The sequence below is a fragment of the Blautia sp. HCP3S3_D9 genome, from assembly GCF_052063845.1.
Classification (GTDB): Bacteria; Bacillota; Clostridia; order Lachnospirales; family Lachnospiraceae; genus Blautia_A.
On record NZ_JBQHWS010000002.1, the window covers coordinates 17,406 to 33,709 of the forward strand.

At 49.5% G+C, this 16,304-nt stretch carries 18 protein-coding genes and 1 pseudogene; 5 read left to right on the top strand and 14 right to left on the bottom strand.

All coding sequences use genetic code 11. The features are described 5' to 3' along the window. The first annotated feature begins 269 nt into the window (after positions 1-269). Complete coding sequence (locus ACTNES_RS00870; RefSeq protein WP_441038352.1) at positions 270-1,490, top strand: MFS transporter; 1,221 nt, start codon at positions 270-272, stop codon at positions 1,488-1,490. A 30-nt stretch (positions 1,491-1,520) separates the two neighbouring features. Here the strand turns inward: ACTNES_RS00870 and ACTNES_RS00875 are convergent, their stop codons facing one another. Further along, a complete protein-coding gene (locus ACTNES_RS00875; protein ID WP_287935020.1) occupies positions 1,521-2,768 on the bottom strand; it encodes an ISL3 family transposase in 1,248 nt (415 codons plus the stop codon). 67 nt (positions 2,769-2,835) lie between these two features. On the opposite strand from ACTNES_RS00875, the gene ACTNES_RS00880 reads away from it, so the two are divergent. The 3 genes from ACTNES_RS00880 (at position 2,836) to ACTNES_RS00890 (ending at position 4,665) form a co-directional block, all read left to right on the top strand. Next, a complete protein-coding gene (locus ACTNES_RS00880) occupies positions 2,836-3,003 on the top strand; it encodes a cysteine-rich KTR domain-containing protein (protein ID WP_412588271.1) in 168 nt (55 codons plus the stop codon). 16 nt (positions 3,004-3,019) lie between these two features. Then, a complete protein-coding gene (gene rlmN / locus ACTNES_RS00885; protein WP_002584956.1) occupies positions 3,020-4,003 on the top strand; it encodes a 23S rRNA (adenine(2503)-C(2))-methyltransferase RlmN in 984 nt (327 codons plus the stop codon). A 473-nt stretch (positions 4,004-4,476) separates the two neighbouring features. Then, positions 4,477-4,665 carry a hypothetical protein gene (locus ACTNES_RS00890; protein WP_441038284.1) on the top strand — a complete coding sequence of 63 codons (189 nt, stop codon included), beginning with the start codon at positions 4,477-4,479 and terminating at the stop codon, positions 4,663-4,665. Positions 4,666-4,691: 26 nt separating this feature from the next. Here ACTNES_RS00890 and ACTNES_RS00895 read toward each other — a convergent pair whose 3' ends face one another. The 11 genes and pseudogenes from ACTNES_RS00895 to ACTNES_RS00945 form a co-directional block, all read right to left on the bottom strand. After that, positions 4,692-5,600, bottom strand: a complete 909-nt coding sequence (locus ACTNES_RS00895; RefSeq protein WP_070310171.1) for an IS3 family transposase — start codon at positions 5,598-5,600, stop codon at positions 4,692-4,694. Continuing rightward, positions 5,597-5,929, bottom strand: a complete 333-nt coding sequence (locus tag ACTNES_RS00900) for a transposase (RefSeq protein WP_073113382.1) — start codon at positions 5,927-5,929, stop codon at positions 5,597-5,599. The genes ACTNES_RS00895 and ACTNES_RS00900 overlap by 4 nt, the downstream gene beginning before the upstream one ends. Before the next feature lie 71 nt (positions 5,930-6,000). Further along, positions 6,001-6,498, bottom strand: a pseudogene (locus ACTNES_RS00905) (MFS transporter); the annotation flags it as partial. A 92-nt stretch (positions 6,499-6,590) separates the two neighbouring features. Beyond that, on the bottom strand, positions 6,591-7,481 hold the full coding sequence (locus ACTNES_RS00910; protein WP_273094940.1) for an AraC family transcriptional regulator: 891 nt from the start codon (positions 7,479-7,481) through the stop codon (positions 6,591-6,593). A 313-nt stretch (positions 7,482-7,794) separates the two neighbouring features. Further along, a complete protein-coding gene (locus tag ACTNES_RS00915; protein ID WP_373730072.1) occupies positions 7,795-9,447 on the bottom strand; it encodes a recombinase family protein in 1,653 nt (550 codons plus the stop codon). 72 nt (positions 9,448-9,519) lie between these two features. Then, positions 9,520-9,687 carry a hypothetical protein gene (locus ACTNES_RS00920; protein WP_172678304.1) on the bottom strand — a complete coding sequence of 56 codons (168 nt, stop codon included), beginning with the start codon at positions 9,685-9,687 and terminating at the stop codon, positions 9,520-9,522. 268 nt (positions 9,688-9,955) lie between these two features. Then, positions 9,956-11,314: a VapE domain-containing protein gene (locus ACTNES_RS00925; RefSeq protein ID WP_373829055.1), complete on the bottom strand. Its 1,359-nt coding sequence runs from the start codon at positions 11,312-11,314 to the stop codon at positions 9,956-9,958. Next, entirely contained in the window at positions 11,274-11,975 is a 702-nt protein-coding gene (locus ACTNES_RS00930; RefSeq protein ID WP_373829054.1) for a CHC2 zinc finger domain-containing protein, read from the bottom strand. Before ACTNES_RS00930 ends, ACTNES_RS00925 begins: the two co-directional genes overlap by 41 nt. Next, positions 11,972-13,216: a serine/arginine repetitive matrix protein 2 gene (locus ACTNES_RS00935; RefSeq protein WP_441038286.1), complete on the bottom strand. Its 1,245-nt coding sequence runs from the start codon at positions 13,214-13,216 to the stop codon at positions 11,972-11,974. The genes ACTNES_RS00930 and ACTNES_RS00935 overlap by 4 nt, the downstream gene beginning before the upstream one ends. A 404-nt stretch (positions 13,217-13,620) precedes the next feature. After that, positions 13,621-13,926 (bottom strand): hypothetical protein, encoded by a 306-nt coding sequence (locus ACTNES_RS00940; protein ID WP_055220683.1) that lies wholly within the window; start codon positions 13,924-13,926, stop codon positions 13,621-13,623. Further along, complete coding sequence (locus ACTNES_RS00945; protein WP_195518953.1) at positions 13,910-14,203, bottom strand: hypothetical protein; 294 nt, start codon at positions 14,201-14,203, stop codon at positions 13,910-13,912. The genes ACTNES_RS00940 and ACTNES_RS00945 overlap by 17 nt, the downstream gene beginning before the upstream one ends. A gap of 361 nt (positions 14,204-14,564) precedes the next feature. On the opposite strand from ACTNES_RS00945, the gene ACTNES_RS00950 reads away from it, so the two are divergent. Continuing rightward, entirely contained in the window at positions 14,565-15,413 is an 849-nt protein-coding gene (locus ACTNES_RS00950) for a helix-turn-helix domain-containing protein (protein WP_441038289.1), read from the top strand. Between the two features lie 121 nt (positions 15,414-15,534). On the opposite strand, the gene ACTNES_RS00955 is transcribed toward ACTNES_RS00950, so the two are convergent. Continuing rightward, the gene (locus ACTNES_RS00955; protein ID WP_129873173.1) at positions 15,535-15,816 is read right to left on the bottom strand and encodes a DUF6809 family protein; all 282 of its coding nucleotides are present in this window, start codon (positions 15,814-15,816) and stop codon (positions 15,535-15,537) included. A gap of 13 nt (positions 15,817-15,829) precedes the next feature. Beyond that, positions 15,830-16,207, bottom strand: a complete 378-nt coding sequence (locus tag ACTNES_RS00960) for a TnpV protein (protein ID WP_129873175.1) — start codon at positions 16,205-16,207, stop codon at positions 15,830-15,832. Positions 16,208-16,304: the final 97 nt, after the last annotated feature.

Here is a 16,304-nt window from a genome sequence, read left to right on the forward strand (position 1 = left end):
ACAGTTTGAGATTGGAAGGAGGCTTACGTGTGTTAATTTGTGTACGCTAATAAGCAATAAAAAGTAGAAGTACCTTTCCACATGATGGTGGGCTTTTTTTGCGTGCGTATGCAAAGGAACACGTAGGTTTGACACGAGCAGTCTTTGAACTGTATCGTGGTGTTTTTTCGTGCTTTGTTGTTATGCAGGCGTCTGCCCTCTCTGTGGGACAACGCCTGCTTTTTATTGCAGAAACAAAGAACAATGCAATAAAAAAGGAGGTTCGCATTATGACCCAAAACAACAATTCATGGAGAAAAACTTATTTTACACTTCTTGCCGGACAAGCAATATCCTTTATTAGCAGCGGTATTTTGCAAATGGCCATTATCTTTTATTTGGTTGCGAAAACTAATTCTGCAATCATATTGACGGCGGCAACACTGATTGGATTTTTGCCGCAAGCCTGTTTAGGCCCGTTTGCAGGTGCTTTTGTTGACCGGCACAGCCGTAAAAGCGTAATGATTGGTGCGGATTTGATAATTGCCGCCGCTGGCGGTATTCTGGCGCTGGTGGCGTTTTACATGGAATTGCCCGTATGGTCTATTATGGTTGTCCTGTTAATCCGAAGTGCGGGAACTGCTTTTCATTCTCCAGCATTCAGCGCAGCAACACCTATGATTGTGCCAAAAGAGGGACTTACAAAATGCGCTGGTTACACGCAGACCATGCAAGCAGTAAGTGCGATTATCAGTCCAGCTGCCGCAGCGTTTTTATATGCTGTTTGGCCTCTTAATGCAATTATATTGTTAGATATTGTGGGTGCAATCCTTGCCTGTGTGACTGTTGCGATTTCGTCCATACCAACGCCTGAACTATGTCCAGAAACGAAAAGACAACAGTTTTTACAGGATATGAAAGAGGGGTATGTGGTATTAAAGCAAAACAGGGGCCTCTTTGCTCTGCTCTGGATTGGTGTAATTTATATGTTCTTTTATATGCCAATCAGTACGCTTTTTCCTCTCATCTGTATGTCATACTTCAAAGGAACACCGGCCCATGCCTCTGCCGCTGAAATTGCTTTTGCGGTTGGTATGCTGCTTGGCGGAGTCATTCTGAGCATTTGGGGCGGTTTTAAGAAACGGCGGTACACCATCGGTCTTTCCGTTCTCCTGATGGGCGTTAGCAATATGCTCTCCGGGCTTTTGCCGCCAGACGCATTTCTTGTCTTTGTTGTGTGCTGTACTGTTATGGGAATTTCCGCTCCATTTTACGGTGTGCAAAATGCGATTTTTCAAGAAACGGTCAAACCAGAATATCTGGGGAGAGTTTTTTCTCTACTGACAAGCGCCGCTTCCCTCGCCATGCCGTTTGGCCTTGTCATTTCCGGGCCTCTGGCGGAGCGGCTGGGAGTTGAGAAATGGTTTGTCATTTGCGGAATTGGCATTATCATCGTTGCGCTTGCCGTATTTTTACTACCCGGTTTGAGAGAGATTGACAATACGCAATAATGGTTCAACTCCAATTTTAGTGGATAAGGGTCAAAAGGGGCGTGGCACAGCCAGCTGTAACTTGCCAGCAACAAGGTATATCATCGAGGCAAATCCTCTGAATGTATTAAAGCCACGAGCCTTCCGTTTTGCCGCCTGTATCATGGAGTTAATCCCCTCACAGACAGCATTCGTTATGCGGTGGTAGAAGTAAGCCAGTATCTTCGTCTTGTGGTTCCGGAGTGTCTTGGCGGCCTCTTTCATTGGCTTCAAACGGCAACGACGCATCCATGAGTAGAGGCGGTCGAAAGCCTGTTCAGCTTCCTCCACCGTTTGGCAGGTATAGAAGTCATCAAGGGTTGCTACAATGCTGTAAGCCTTACCAGTCTTGGGATACAGCTTGGACAGAGATCCCAGTTTTTCCGCCTGTTCGCTGGTCATCCTGGCTTTGGGGATCATGAATAGACGCCTTCCAAGAAAGAGCTCTTTCTTGGACGCAGCGGTTCGCTGCTCCTCCTTGCGAACATCGTCAAGGGCGTCCATCAGCACCTTCTTGACGTGGAATTTGTCGATGATGCTCAGGGCGTTAGGGAAGTTTTCCTCAATGGCTGGCAGGTAAGACTTCGACATATCGCTTGTTACCGCACAGATGGCCGCCGCATTGCCACCACGCATCTCCAGTTTCTCAGCGAAGGTGGACACCGTGGCTTTATCTCTGCCTGCCTCTACGTCGATTACACAGCGTTGGTCGGCATCGATCACGACTGTCACATAGTCATGTCCCCGAAGGCGAGAGGTCTCGTCGATGGCGAGCCGCTTCACGCCGCTCAGTGAGCGATTACTCACCGCATCGTCTACCCAATAGTTGAGTATAGAGGCAAGAGATTTCTCATCGCACCGAAGCACTGCTGCTGCGCGAGCCCTTGGCATGTCGGCAAGAATCAGCATGGCATAGCCCTCAAACAACAGAGTGAAGCGGCTGTTCTTCCGCTCAAATGGGGCGTTCACCTGCTTCGTGCCGCACCTTGGACACTTCACCCGTGGACGCCTGCAATGGACGTAGGTCGGATAGAACATGCAGTCTCCGTGCCGCCAAACACGCTCTGTTGGCTCATAGCCGTTACGTAAAGTAGGCCCGCCACAGCATGGACAGACGAGGGCTGCAGTCTTTCTGACATTGACGTAGATATGCACTTCTTGCTCTTCCGGACGGAACTCAGCTCCCTCCACGTACCACGGTTCACTTAGATTGAGAGAACCTGCAATCATCGCTGTGAAGTTTTTTTCCACCTGTTTCATCACCCCGTGACAAGTATATCACAAAAGGTACTTATCCACTACTTTTGGAGTAGAGCCAAAATATTGGATAAAATGTCCGATTTGTAACGGAAAGACGAGAGTTCAAGTATTTCATAATACTGTATTAAAAGATTTTCCTCTTTTCTGCCCTAAATGCAAATTGACGCATATCATTGATGTAGAAAAATTAGAGATTGTAATCAAAAATACAGAAAAACAAACTTTTATTATTTAGAAGAAAGGATATAAAAATGAAACGTTTACCTAAATATACGCCTGCGGAAGTACGGAATGATCCATACGGATTTACTTACAAAGAAATGTCGGAAGTTATTGGCGAGAATGAAGCAAAAGCCTTATATGAAGAATTATATAAGCAATTACCACGCAAAAAAAATCTATCAATGTTGGTAAAAAATATTTGCAAAAGCAGTGATACTGAAAAGTATGTTTACGAACTGAAAGACAACAAATACATTGAAACGGTTTTTATCAAGCGGCGAGATGGTGGAACTGTTTGCGTGAGCACACAAGTCGGTTGTCCTGTTGGTTGTATTTTTTGTGAGTCCGGGCGAAATGGCTTTGTTCGTAATCTAACATCGTCAGAAATCGTACAACAGATTATATTGTTGCGTCGAAAAGTAAACCGTATCGTTTTTATGGGTATGGGAGAGCCTTTATTCAATTATGACAACTTGATAAAAGCAATCCATATTCTCCGAGATAGATATGGGCTCAACTTTCCAACCGACGGCATTACCATATCAACAGTTGGTCCGGTCGATCAATTAAAAAAATTGCGCGAGGAACATCTTAAAATTCAGTTGACAATATCTTTACACGCAGCAACACAATCTGCAAGAAATCGTATTATTCCTCACATGCGCATATATGCTATTGAAGATGTTGTTAAGCAAGCCTTATCCTATTCTGAAAGGCATAATCGCAAAATTGTCTTTGCGTATTTGCTTTTACCGGGTATAAATGACCGGCCCTCAGATGTAAGACAACTTGCAAAATGGTTTCGGGGCAAAAAAGTTATGATTAACGTGTTACAATACAACCCAACAAGCAATTCAAGAATTAAAGCACCACAGAAACGGGAAATAGTTGCATTCAAACATCAATTAGAGCAAGCAGGACTTGAAGTTACTATGAGAGTTTCTCATGGCAGAGAGATTAACGCGGCTTGTGGACAGTTAGCTAACACATATAATAAATTCAAAAAAAAATGATTAAAAGTGCCAGACGCATAGACGCAGAGCCGATAACGCATTAGGTCAAAAAACCTATGTGTTATCGGCTTTTTTATTTAATATTGCGCAAAAGCCGCTGTTCCCTATTATAGAATGGATTGCGGGTAGTGTATTAAAGTCGCCCTTTTTTAAGGATACGGCGGTATCGGGGAGGTATCGCCGTGTCCATTTTTATTTACTGTAACCCGCCTAATGCTTTGCGGTCAAAAAAAGCTATGCTCCGCAAGCGGGATATTCCGGCTATGAATGTGAACTGTCAATACATTTAGCTACTGCTTACATTTCCTTTGCGCCCGTCCGCGTCTTGCGGACGGGCGCATTTTGCTTTTTTCAACTTTTTTCTGAAAAGCGCACTCAAGAGCCATCTCCCGAACGGGTACGGAGCGAAAGGGGCAGAGAGGACAAGCCCTTAACTCCCGTCCTCTACTCCACGCGGGAAGGAGGTGAACTCTATGGAGCTATCTTCTTCCGACAAGGAAAGAATACAACATCAGTACGACGCATTAGCAAAGAAAACTTTGGTCGGCGAAGCGAAAAGCCACCGCCGCACTCTTGCGAAACGCGCAGCACGCGAAGTTACTTTTTCGGATTTGAGCGAAAGCGAACTCGCGCAGCTTTTTGATATTGTCAATATTGGTTGACACATTTATCTCAAAGATATCACTGACTATGCAGCCAGGTCCAAAGATTGATAGTATCTCTGGCGCTTGATGATCGGAGGAAGCCCACCATTAGCAGAGCAGATCCTCCTGTTATTCCAGTAACTGATGAAATATCTCCAAATGAGAACCTTCAGTTCCTCTGTGGTCATAGTTTCCGTATTGTAGCGGTCATAGAGAAGCTCGCTTTTCATTCTGGCCCACATGCTTTCACATCGGGCATTATCATGGCACCTGCCACCAGCACTGTTCATGCTTTGAATAATACCGTATTTTGCCAGAGCCTTACGATAGGTTTCACTGGTATATTGTGTTCCTCTGTCAGAGTGTAAAATGGCGCCTCGCAGATTAGGATATGCAAGATAGGCATTATCCAGGGTATGCTCACACAAAGTTGCTTTCATGTTGGTTTCCATCGCCAGACCAAGGACACTGGAATCAAAGCAGTCAAAGATAGCTGAAACATACAGTTTTCCATCTTTAGCCTTGATCTCTGTGATGTCAGTTACACATTTTTCAAGTGGCTTATTGGATTTGAAATCTCGCTTCAGAAGATCATCCGATTTACGCGCTTCCCGATCAGCTCTGGTAATACCATTTGGCTTACGCTTTGGCCGATGGCTAAGGCCTATTTCATCCATAACCCTGTAGACAGTTCGCTCACTGGGGATTTTGAGTCCTTCCAGATTCTTAAGGAGAAGTGCCTGATACATGCGAATACGCCCATAGGTATCATTGCATTCATCCTCAGAATTAATCGCTCTCATAGCATCAGCGAGATCCTGATATTTCCAGGGACGATCTTTAATAGCAAGATATTTGTAAAAACCCTGGCGGCTGACACCGAGCATCCGGCAGTAGAATGAGAGTTTCCCCTTAATCACGCCGTCTTCCGTTTTTATGGCAATGAACTTCATTCTTTGGTTCTTGCTGACTTCCGACGGCTGGCTGCGAAAAAAGCACTTGCTTCCTCGAGAAATTCATTTTCCTCTTTCAGACGCCGGATTTCTTTATCTTGATCCTTAACGCGTTTGCGGAGCATCGCAAGCTCCTCAGCAAGACTCATCGCACTTTCTGGAGTATGTGCACCATCGCCAATATCCAATGTGCCTGCTCTAACTGCTTTCAGCCATGTATGGATAGTTCCCTCCGGGATACCTAATTCTTTAGCAGCTTTAGCACCACCTATTTCTTTTGCTAACTTAACTGCCTGTACTTTGTATTCATGGTCATATTTACGTGCCATTTTGAGTACCTCCTTATTCTCTTGATTCTATCATGAAATCCTTGAGAATAAGATGTCAACTTTTTTTATACCACACCAAAAATGGCAAAGAAAAGCGTTGAAAGGGAAATGACCCCAACCGCGCCCCAGCAATAGAAGGAATGGAGTAAACTCATCACGCTGTCTTTATGCTCAAATGGACAAGCCTCAACGATAGGGCTTACCAACACTTCTATCATTCCGCTGCCCATTGCATAAACGATCACGCTAATCAATATTCCGGCAAATGGATTTGACAGCAGGTTTGGTAAGGTTGCCAAACCAACCAGTCCCACTCCCGCCAGAAATTGAGAAATCACAACACTTTTTCGATATCCTATGCGATCCACAATTGTCGCACAAAGTGTATCTACAACTATTTGTGTAACGTAAAATACGGTAGAAATTAAAGCGATTTCCCCAAGAGGGATATTATATTCGTTATGGAATCGTAAAAACAACAACGGCGTAAAATTCGCCACAATTGCCTGTGTGATGAAGCCGATGTAACAAGTTATCAATGTCTTTTTATAGTTCTTTTTTTCTGCCATGTTATCTCTAACAGACCTCTCTTCCGTAGTTTTCGGGTATTATATCACCAAAAAGCAGGAATTTAAAGCCTTATTATCACCATAAGCAGGTACTATTTACCCAACTTTCGCAGTTCATGAGGAGTGTGGCCATATTTCTTTTTGAACTGACGATTGAAATAGCGAACAGAATGAAATCCACAGGCGCAGCTTATTTTCTCCAGCGTCAAGGATTTATCGCCAAGTAACTCATGGGCGATTTGCAGACGATACTGGATTAAAGCATCAACAGGAGAGCACTCCATATAAGTTTTGAAGCACCGCCCCGCCTCACTACGACTGATATTAGCCGCATTTGCAATGTCCTCCAGTGTTATTGCATTGGAGTAATTATCATAAATGTATGAAAGCATCTTCTGGATTCGTATTTGTGCGGTGATTTGTATGCGTGGAACCTCTGTCTTTGGTAAGCACTCAAAATTGCGAAATAAATATTCAAATATTTTACTTAGATTACGCTGAACCGCCATCTCAAAACAGTTTTCTTGTCTACGCAATCGGGAATAAATGTCTTTTAGCCAGTTGTTTACCTCGTCCTGATTGAGATCGTTATGTCTAAACACTACAAAGGGCATCTGATCACACAGTGCGATTGGCTTGATATATTTTTGAAAAATGATGCTGTTTTCCGGTGCGATTGCGCTGCCAGAAAAGACGATATTAGGCATTGGTTCCGTTTGGCTTCCATCCAACTGCTTAACACCATGCAACACATTTCTGTTGATAAATATACTGTCTCCTGGCTCCAATAGGATGCGCTGCTGTCCAACCTGATATTCTAAAATGGAAAATTCCGCTGAAGCCAATTCGAAGTCTGGGTGCCAATGTAAAGGGCCAGTGAACTGTGGTAGCTCAGCCAGTTCATCTTGAAAATATGTGATTGGAAATGTTGTGTGTTTACGGAATATTTGCTCTCGCAATTGGTGATCAAGCCGCATGGCCATTGCTTTTTTCCTCCCTGCAAATTTTTTTATTTATCCGCCGTTCTTTTAGGCGCAAACTGGACGGTACAGGTATTTATGATATTATAATCTGCTAATCGAAAATCAGCAATATTCCTAACTTCGTCAATTTAGTTTCTATTGAAGTCTGCGGAATCGCCATGTGTTCATGTTGTTACATCTATATATCTAATCTGATATTTTTCTACAGTTTTCGGAATTGTGTGTTACTTTTTCCGTTCTCGCCAAGATTTTTAAGTATGATGTATTTACAAAAATAGCCCTCCCCTGCATGAAGGGGAGAGCTTTGCCGTTCTTATGCTGCAATCTCCGGGATTTCCCCGACAAAGTTATAAACGATCCTGACTTCCTGTACCTTCTGGCCGTCCACCTTTTTGACCTCGCCAATCAGGATTTTGCTGATAAGCCGGTTCAATACGGACTCGTCCAGTTCCTCAATGGCGGCATAGCGCCGGATTTCCTTGATGAAGGTGCGGACTTCGCTCTCCTGAGCGTCCGCCCGGCTCTGCATCACCGCCAGATCGTGCAGGCGTTTCTGGTTGGCCCCCTGCTCCTGTTCCAGCACCGCCGTCAGCTTCATAAACCGCTGTTCGGTCAGGACGCCTTTGGCCTTATCGGTGTACAGGCTCAAAAACATCCCGTCAATTTCCTGATTCCGGGCTTCCAGCCGTTTCCGTTCCTTCTCTGTCTGAGAAGCGTCCACCAGATACCGGCGCTCCATCCGGCTGCTGAGCCGTTGGTAAAACATATCCGCATCTTTCATGGCCTGCTCCGCCAATTCCTGTATATCCTTCAGCACCAGATTGTACAAATCCCTTGCCTCAATCTTGTGGCTGGTACAGGCGTTCTTGCCCAGCCGGTTGTAGGTCTGGCAGATATAGTATGCCCTGTCAATCGGCTCCCGCATCTCGCCGGTGAAACGGTTCTTCCCGGTTCTGCCGACCTTTTCATACCGCACCTGCATGGACTTCCCGCAGGTGGCACAATAGACAAGCCCGTGGAACAAGTTATAGAAGGGGCAGGCGTTGCCTTTCATAATTGTGGGCCTGCGGTCAATGATGTCCTGCACCTGTTCCCATTCCTCCGGCGTCACAATCGCCTCATGACAGCCCTCAATGACCTCCCATTCCTCACGGGGGATAATGTCATAAGTGTTGGAGCGGATGCCTTTCTGATGTGTCCGGCAGACAAGATGTGCGCCCTTATAAAAGGGATTCCGCAGGATATGGCTGATCCTTGCGCTTCCCCATGAATAGTAGTTCACGTCACATTCTGTATTGCTCTTTACTCTGGTGATGGGGATTTTATCCTCCATGAGCTGCTTTGCGATCCGCATACAGCCCCAGCCGTCCAGTGCCATATCATAGATTTTTCGGATCACCGGCGCAGTCTCCGGGTCAAGGATCAGATGCCCTTTGTCCTCCGGGTCACGCATCAGGCCAAGAGGCGGCTGCCCGCCGCAGAACTTTCCCTGTCGGGAACGGGTCATGCGTCCCGCCAGCACCTTTTTGGAAATATCCCGGCTGTACATATCGTTCAGGATATTCTTAAAGGGCGTGATGTCCATTTCCTGACGGGTCAGGCTGTCCACGCCGTCCGTGACGGAGATATAGCGCACATTGTGTTTGGGGAAAAAGATTTCGATATAGCTTCCAGCTTCGATATAATTCCTACCAAGCCTCGATAGGTCTTTCGTGATGACGCAGCCGATTTTCCCCGCCTCAATGTCAGCGATCATGCGCTGGAACGAGGGACGGTTGAAATTGCGGCCCGTATAGCCGTCATCCACATAATACTCATACTGGAACATCCCATGCTTTTCTGCGAAGTCCCGGAGCATGAGTTTCTGGTTGCTGATGCTCATACTCTCATTGTCGCCGCCGTCATCCAGAGAGATACGGCAGTAGAGAGCGGTGATTTTCTCATAGACTTGTTTTTTCCTGCTCATAGCGTTCTCCTTCTATGAACAGGGACACGATACCATTATAGTACCATGTCCCTGCCCCTGAATCAACCGTTTTTACGCAGCTTTTTCTGCCATTTCCCGCTGATGACGCCATTCCTCGAAGTGTTCACAGGTCTGGCGCTCAATGAGCTGCTCAAAGGCTTCCCGCATGGACTTCTCCCCGGAGAACTCCCGCACCACCACAAAACGGACTTTATTTTTTTGCTGCTTGCTTTTTTCCATAGGCTACCTCCATAGAGAGACAGGCCGGACGGCAACACCCGGCAACGAAGTCCGGCAACGAACCTCCAAAAACCTGTAAACTACCGTCCGGCCTGTAAATCTTACTTTGTGAATTTTCTTGAAAAATCTCGTTGCTTTCGTTGCCGGAGATAAAGATAAATATTAAAATATCCCTTATTTACTGGCTTTTCCCGTATCCAGACAGGGGAATCCCCGGCAACGAACCCGGCAACCAAGTGGCAACCATCCCGGCAACAGACCGCCATTTTCAGGCGATCCACTCCTTCGGAAATTCCAACTGGCGGCAATCTTCCTCGCTCAGTTCCACAAATCCATCTTCGTTGCCGGGCAGTTCGTTGCCGGAAACGTCCCGTTCCCAACCCTTCTGCCTGCCGTATCCGGCGAACATCCTCGGATTGGAGAACGGCTTCCAGCCCGTCACCACCGTGTTCATAATCTCGTTGATATTGTGAAGCTGCCACCGCTTCGGCTCGTCATAGGTGTGGCCCAGCGCCTCCTTGAAAAGCTGTTTGGAACAGACCATGCTGCCGGTGTAGTGTTCCAGAAAGCCCTGTATCTGCCCGGCCTCCGTGTCCTCCGGCATGAAATCCTTCTGCACCTCCACAAGCTGCCGCTGGATGGATTTGCTGAATTTCATGGAGTAGCGGCCGCTGCGGTAAACCGTCATGGCCTCCGCCCAGACCTGCAACAGGTAGGCTCTGGAGGCGTCCTCATCCTCCAAAATGTGAACCTCCGCATTCTCCGGGTAAATCATGATGGGAAGGAAACGCCGGTTCCCGGCCCGGTCAAGGGGCAAAAAGTCCAGCGTGTTGGAAGAACCGCCGAACACGCACTGCCGCAGCCGGTCTTTGGGCTGGGCCTCATAGGGTGTGCGGTAGGTTTCCTTCTGGCGGCTGATAAATGAACGGATTTCCTCAATGCTTTTGGCGCTGCTGGTAGCCAGCATCTCCGACATTTCGATGATCCAGTGGCCTTGCAGCTTCAAAAATACCCGGTCGTCATCCAGCTTTTTCAAGTCGTCACTGAACCACTCGTCCCGGATCGCCAGCAGGCGGAAGAAGCTGGACTTGCCAGCCCCCTGGCCGCCCACCAGACAGAGCATTTCCTCATATTTGGAGCCGGGGGAAAACACCCGCCGGATGGCCCCCAGCAGGAAGTGCTTCAGCATTTCCTCCACATAGTCGCTGACTTCTGCACCTAAGAAGTGATGGAGACAGGAGCGGATGCGGGGCGTCCCGTCCCACACAAGGCCGTTCAGCACGTCCTGGATAGGATGGTAGCAGTTTTCATTCGCCACGATGGACAGGGCCGCCGTCATTTTCTTCTCGCTGGTCAGGCCGTAGGTCTGCTCAAAATAGAGAAGCAGATATTTCACATCCGTATCCGTCAGGGCGCTGGTGTTCCTGCGCCAGCCCAGATCCCGCACGATGTCCACCCGGTCAGTCAGGAGGTTCAGCCGGATGGCGTCCCGCAGCAGCGGGTCATGGCAGAATACTGTCCGGCAGTTGCCGATGGTGTTGGCGGGCTGGCCTTTCTCCGTGACCGAGAGGCTTTCCCGCACTTCGTCAACGCTCTGCTCCGGCGCTAAGGCTTCGGCTGCGCTCATGGCGGCCTGCCGGGTGGCCGACGGTAAACTCTGATATTCGCTGCTCAATCTTCCTCACCTCTTTTCCGTATTCAGCGACCACGCAGGCCCGTTCCTCCATACTGCCGGACAAAAGAATATCCAGCAGATACTCGGTGTACGGTTTCTTTTGCAGGGCCTCCACAAACAGCGGATTCCATGTTTCCTCCGGCGTCTGCGGGGCATATTCCTTCTCCCAGCGTTCCAGCAGATGCAGGTAATCGCACAGCACCCGGAAACATTTCTGCTCCGCCTGCCGGTAGCGCAGTTCCTCGCTGATTTTCCGTTTGACCGGCCTCCAGCGGGGCGGGTCATGGCCTTTGGCGTCAAAGCTGACCGAGAAATCCTCCGCTAGCTTCAGCGCCGCCTCCTTACTGTTCAGGCCAAACAGACAGGCGGTAAAGTCGATCACATCCCCGTCCGCCTGACAGCCGAAGCAGTGGAACCGGCGGTCAACCTTCATGCTGGGATGTTTGTCATCATGGAAGGGACAGCAGGCCATCCCGTTCCTGCCGACCCGTACCCCGTAGGATTCCGCAGCCTGCCGTGTGGGGACAGCCTGCTTCACCGCTTCAAATACATTCGATTTTCTCACCTCCAGACAGAGAAAAAGGCACCTGAATCCTGAAATCAGATGCCTCATAACTCCATATCGTGTTTCTTAGTCGGGGCGATCCGCCCCTCCCGTTCCCAACGCTCCCGGTTATCCCGGTCAGCGTTGATCTTTGCCTTTGCCAGCATATCCATAATGGATTCTTTGGCTTTTTTCTTGATCTGCTCCTTCCCGGCCTGCTTGACCTCCGGCTGCATCAACGTCCGCTGGATTTTTGCCAGAGCGTGCTGCATGGCGTTTTTGATTTTGGTAATGACTCCATCCAGCCGGACGGCGGCATACTCACGTTCCTTTTTCGGGGCTTTCCGTTCCGGCGACAGCACCCACTTTTTGGATTCCTCCACCAGACGAATATCTTCCTTGTGTGTCTCCTGCCGGACGGTATCGGTCACGACCTCCACCGCCTTGTCATAGGCCGCATCGGAAACATCATCTAACAGCGTCTCCACGTCCTCGATTTTGAGCGTCAGTTCTTTCAGCTTCTGCTCCTGCGCCGCAAGCTGCTCCTTCTGCTTCATCAGGATATAATCCTGTTTTTCCAGATAGTCCCGCCCGCCGTAGGACGGCTCCTGATCCAGATGCAGCCCATGCCGTCTGGCGATGTCAAACAGGATCGTCCGGCAGACCGCATCAAAGGTCTGCTTGCGGTTGTTGTTCCGGCCTTTGGGCTTCTCCGGGTTGGGGAGAGGGATGCCAAGTTCTTCCAGCGCCTTTTCCTGCTGGGGGCACAGTTCCCCGTAGCGGTTCTCACAGTCAAAAACGTGCCGCTCATGGATGTGGGGCGTCCCCTCGTCCAGATGGAGCGCCCAGTCTAAGATGTGGATATGAGAACCAAAGCGGCGCTCAAATTCCTCATAAAACTCATTGACAATGGAAAAGAGCGTATTCGGCGGGACGGGTTCTCCCATCGTGCCGATCTGGTAGATGCTTTCCTCCGGGCAGGTCTTGTTGTTTTTCAGCAAGTCCTCCACGGTGCGGTTACGCTCGGTGTGCCGGGTTTTCTCATTCCGGGCATTCTGGGCCTCCACATGGTCAGAATAATGCTCGTAGTAGTACATCCGCTCGATTTCCTCAAAGCTGAAATCCGGCTGTTCCGGGTTCTCCCGGAACTCGTGTGTGGTGAAGCCCCGGTAACAGTCCCAGTAGATATTTTGTCTGGCTCGCTCGGCGTCAATGTGTTCGCTGTTCTCCACATCGAACCGGCGGTCATTATGGCGGGGATTATAGGTGCCATGCTTGCCGGAGCGTCCATTGTGTCGTGTCAGTTTCAAACAGATTTCCTCCTTCCTGCGAAGATGTTCCGGGGCCGGGGAAGGGGCGGCGAAGCCGCAAATCCTGCGAAAGTCTGCGTCAGGTAATACCCAGTACAAGTTGACGCAGGCATCAACTTTCCCTGGGCAAGGCGCTTCGCCCTTAACCTGCCAATGGGCGTTGCCCCTTGACCCCAGCAGTGCGCTGCCGCCCCTGCCCCCCGGCACAAAGGGCTGGCTGCCCTCTGTACTCCCGCACCGGCGAAGCTGGCTTCCGCCGCAGAAGCGGTGTTTGCCAGTTTCACCGGCTCCGTATCCGCACATTTGCGCCCATAGGCGGGGAGTGGATACGGAATACGCCTGCGGGGATTGCCAGTCAAAACAGCGGGTGCAGACCCGTCATTTTTTCCGTAAACGCCCCGATTTCAGGCGATTTTTTCTTCCGCTCCCACCACCTGAAAGCCATGCTCCTTTGCGTAGGCGCTGGCAGCGGCTTTCCGTTCCTCGCTGTACGGCGGCACCAGCCGGATCGACAGCCGGGACTTGTCCAGCACATAGGTTACGCTGCCCTCCGGCGTGCTGCGCTCCAACCGGCACAGCAGAGGGTACTTCCGGCTGAAATCAGCCAGCCTGCGCTTTAAGCTGGCGTTGAAGGTGTAGATGCTGGCAAGGTTCTCCGCCTCGTTCCAGTTGATGATGGTTTCTTTCTCATACTTAGACAGCTTCCTCATACAGATCCTCCTCATACTCGGTGTAAGATTTCAGCACACGCAGGCTGCGCTTGAGACGGCGGTACTCGTCCATCTCCATCCGCAGATGGTGGTAAAAATCCTCGTACCAGCTTTCGTCCACCTCCGTTTCCACCTTCCGGGCCAGCCCCAGCATCCGGCGTTTGGCCTCCGGGTCAACCGTCAGAGCCGTCAGCCATTTCAGCCGTGTCACCGTATTGTGGTGGCTGGGACAGCCGTAAGCGTAGAGAATCTTCTTTTCTTTCATACTCAGTGTCATAATGATTTCCTCCATTTCTTTGCTGCGGGACCATGCGCCCCGCATGATAAACTTGTTTCCTGTCCGCCGGTCTGCCTGCAAGCCGCTCCTGCCCGGAATTTCTCCCGGCGTATCGGCCTCTTTGGTGCGCTCGATTTCTGTCCTGGCGTCACTTCCCCGGAGGCCATACCCCTTGCAGCCGGTCATTCGATTTTCAAGGTTCTGTGCCTGTCTGCAAGAACCAGTTTACCGAAAAAAGAGGCCCTTTCCCGTATATCCAAAACGTCGGAAAAACGCTTGAAATCCGCATATTTCCACGCTTATGGAATCGTGCTATAATAGATGTAATCACTGAAAAATCAATGACGAGAGGGGGCTTTGGATGTACGCAAAGCTGTCAATCCCGGAGCGGCTCAAAGACCTGCGAGTGGTGGACAAGCACCTGACGCTGGAACAACTGGCAGAACAGACCGGCCTGTCTAAATCCGCACTGGGAAAATATGAAACCGATGACTACAAGGACATCAGCCCGTTTGCGATTGCAACGCTGGCGGACTTTTACGGCGTGTCCACCGACTATCTGATGGGACTGACGGAAAATAAAAATCACCCAAACACAGAACTTCAATCTCTGCATCTGAGTGATGATATGGTGGAACTTTTGAGCAGCGGCAAAATCAACAACCGGCTTCTCTGCGAACTGGCTACCCACCCGAATTTCCGGCGGCTGATGATAGATATGGAAATCTGCATCGACCAGATTGCCAATATGCGGGTGGAGCAGATGAATCTGGTGTTGGAGGCCACCCGGCAGACCGTCATGAGCAAATATGCGCCCGGAGAAGATGACCTCTATATGCGGACGCTGGAACTGGGGCAGGTGCAGGAAAGCGATTTTTACAGCCATGTCATGCACGATGATCTGGACAGCATCGTCCGGGACATCCGGGAAGCACACCGCAAGGACAAGACCACCGCCGACCCGCAGCCCACGCTGGATGATGTAAAGGAAAAATTTGAGCAGGCCATAGGACAGGGCAGCGATATAGAGATGCTGATCCACGAGTTCTGCGATAAGTTGCAGATACCCTTTGAGAAGATTTCCTCGGAGGATTTCTCGGCGTTCCTGCGGATACTGAGCCTGTCCAAGCAGCTCAAAAACCCCAACAGTATGAGAGGAAAGGCCAGCCCCATCCCGCCCAACCGCAAGGCCAGACGTAAGCGGAAGTAAAATTTCCATATCCGGGAGCGGCAAAAAAGCCATCCGCCGGTTGATTGGCAAATGGCTTTCATGAAGCTGTATTCTGTTGTGGTGGTTGTTCCCAGTTTGGGAACAGCCACTATTGAAGATGCTATTCTTTGTTTTTCTGCGACATCTGCGCATGGGCTTCCTGCTGGACAAGCAGCCCCGCCGAAAAGCCGTATTTGAAGTGGCTTTCGTTTTCCTCACATTGAGCGATTGCCACCTGCTCCCGCAGTTCTTCAACCAGTGCATAGTCCTCTTTGCTCAGACGCTCAGATAAAGTGTCCATCAGGGCGGCACTGGCTTTGACTGCCTGCTTGAACCTCGATGAATCAGCGACCACCGTTTCACAGGGATAAAATCTGCCGTTATACATTTCTTCCAGAATCATGCGCCCACCTCCCTCAGACAAAAATCATCTCAGACAGGATGATTTCCTCTGCCCGGCTGCGGATGCTGTTCATGCCCCCGACCCACGCAAGCTGGTCACGGGCTTTCAGTTCCTCGGTGACACCCTCTGCCTCCTGCATCTGCGAGACAATACACGCCAGCCGGTCAGCGGCCTGTTCGTTCAGGTCAGCAAGATATGTCCAGAGTTTTTCCGACAGAAGCAGTGCATTGTACTGGCCGGGCCGGTGTTCTTGCAGAAACGCCTTGTGCATCCGGCCCCACCGCCCAATGGGGCGGCTTTCCTCCGGCAGCTCCAGATCGGGGATGTAGTAGTCTCCCACCAGCGTGTAGCTGATGCCGTTTTGATGGATTTTCTTTGGTAAATGCTCCATATTCGACCTCCTGTATTCAGTTTTTTCAGAATCCAGTTGATCGTGTCCCTGTTCATGATAAATTCAAGGCAACTGAACTCTTCACGAACAAGTATGG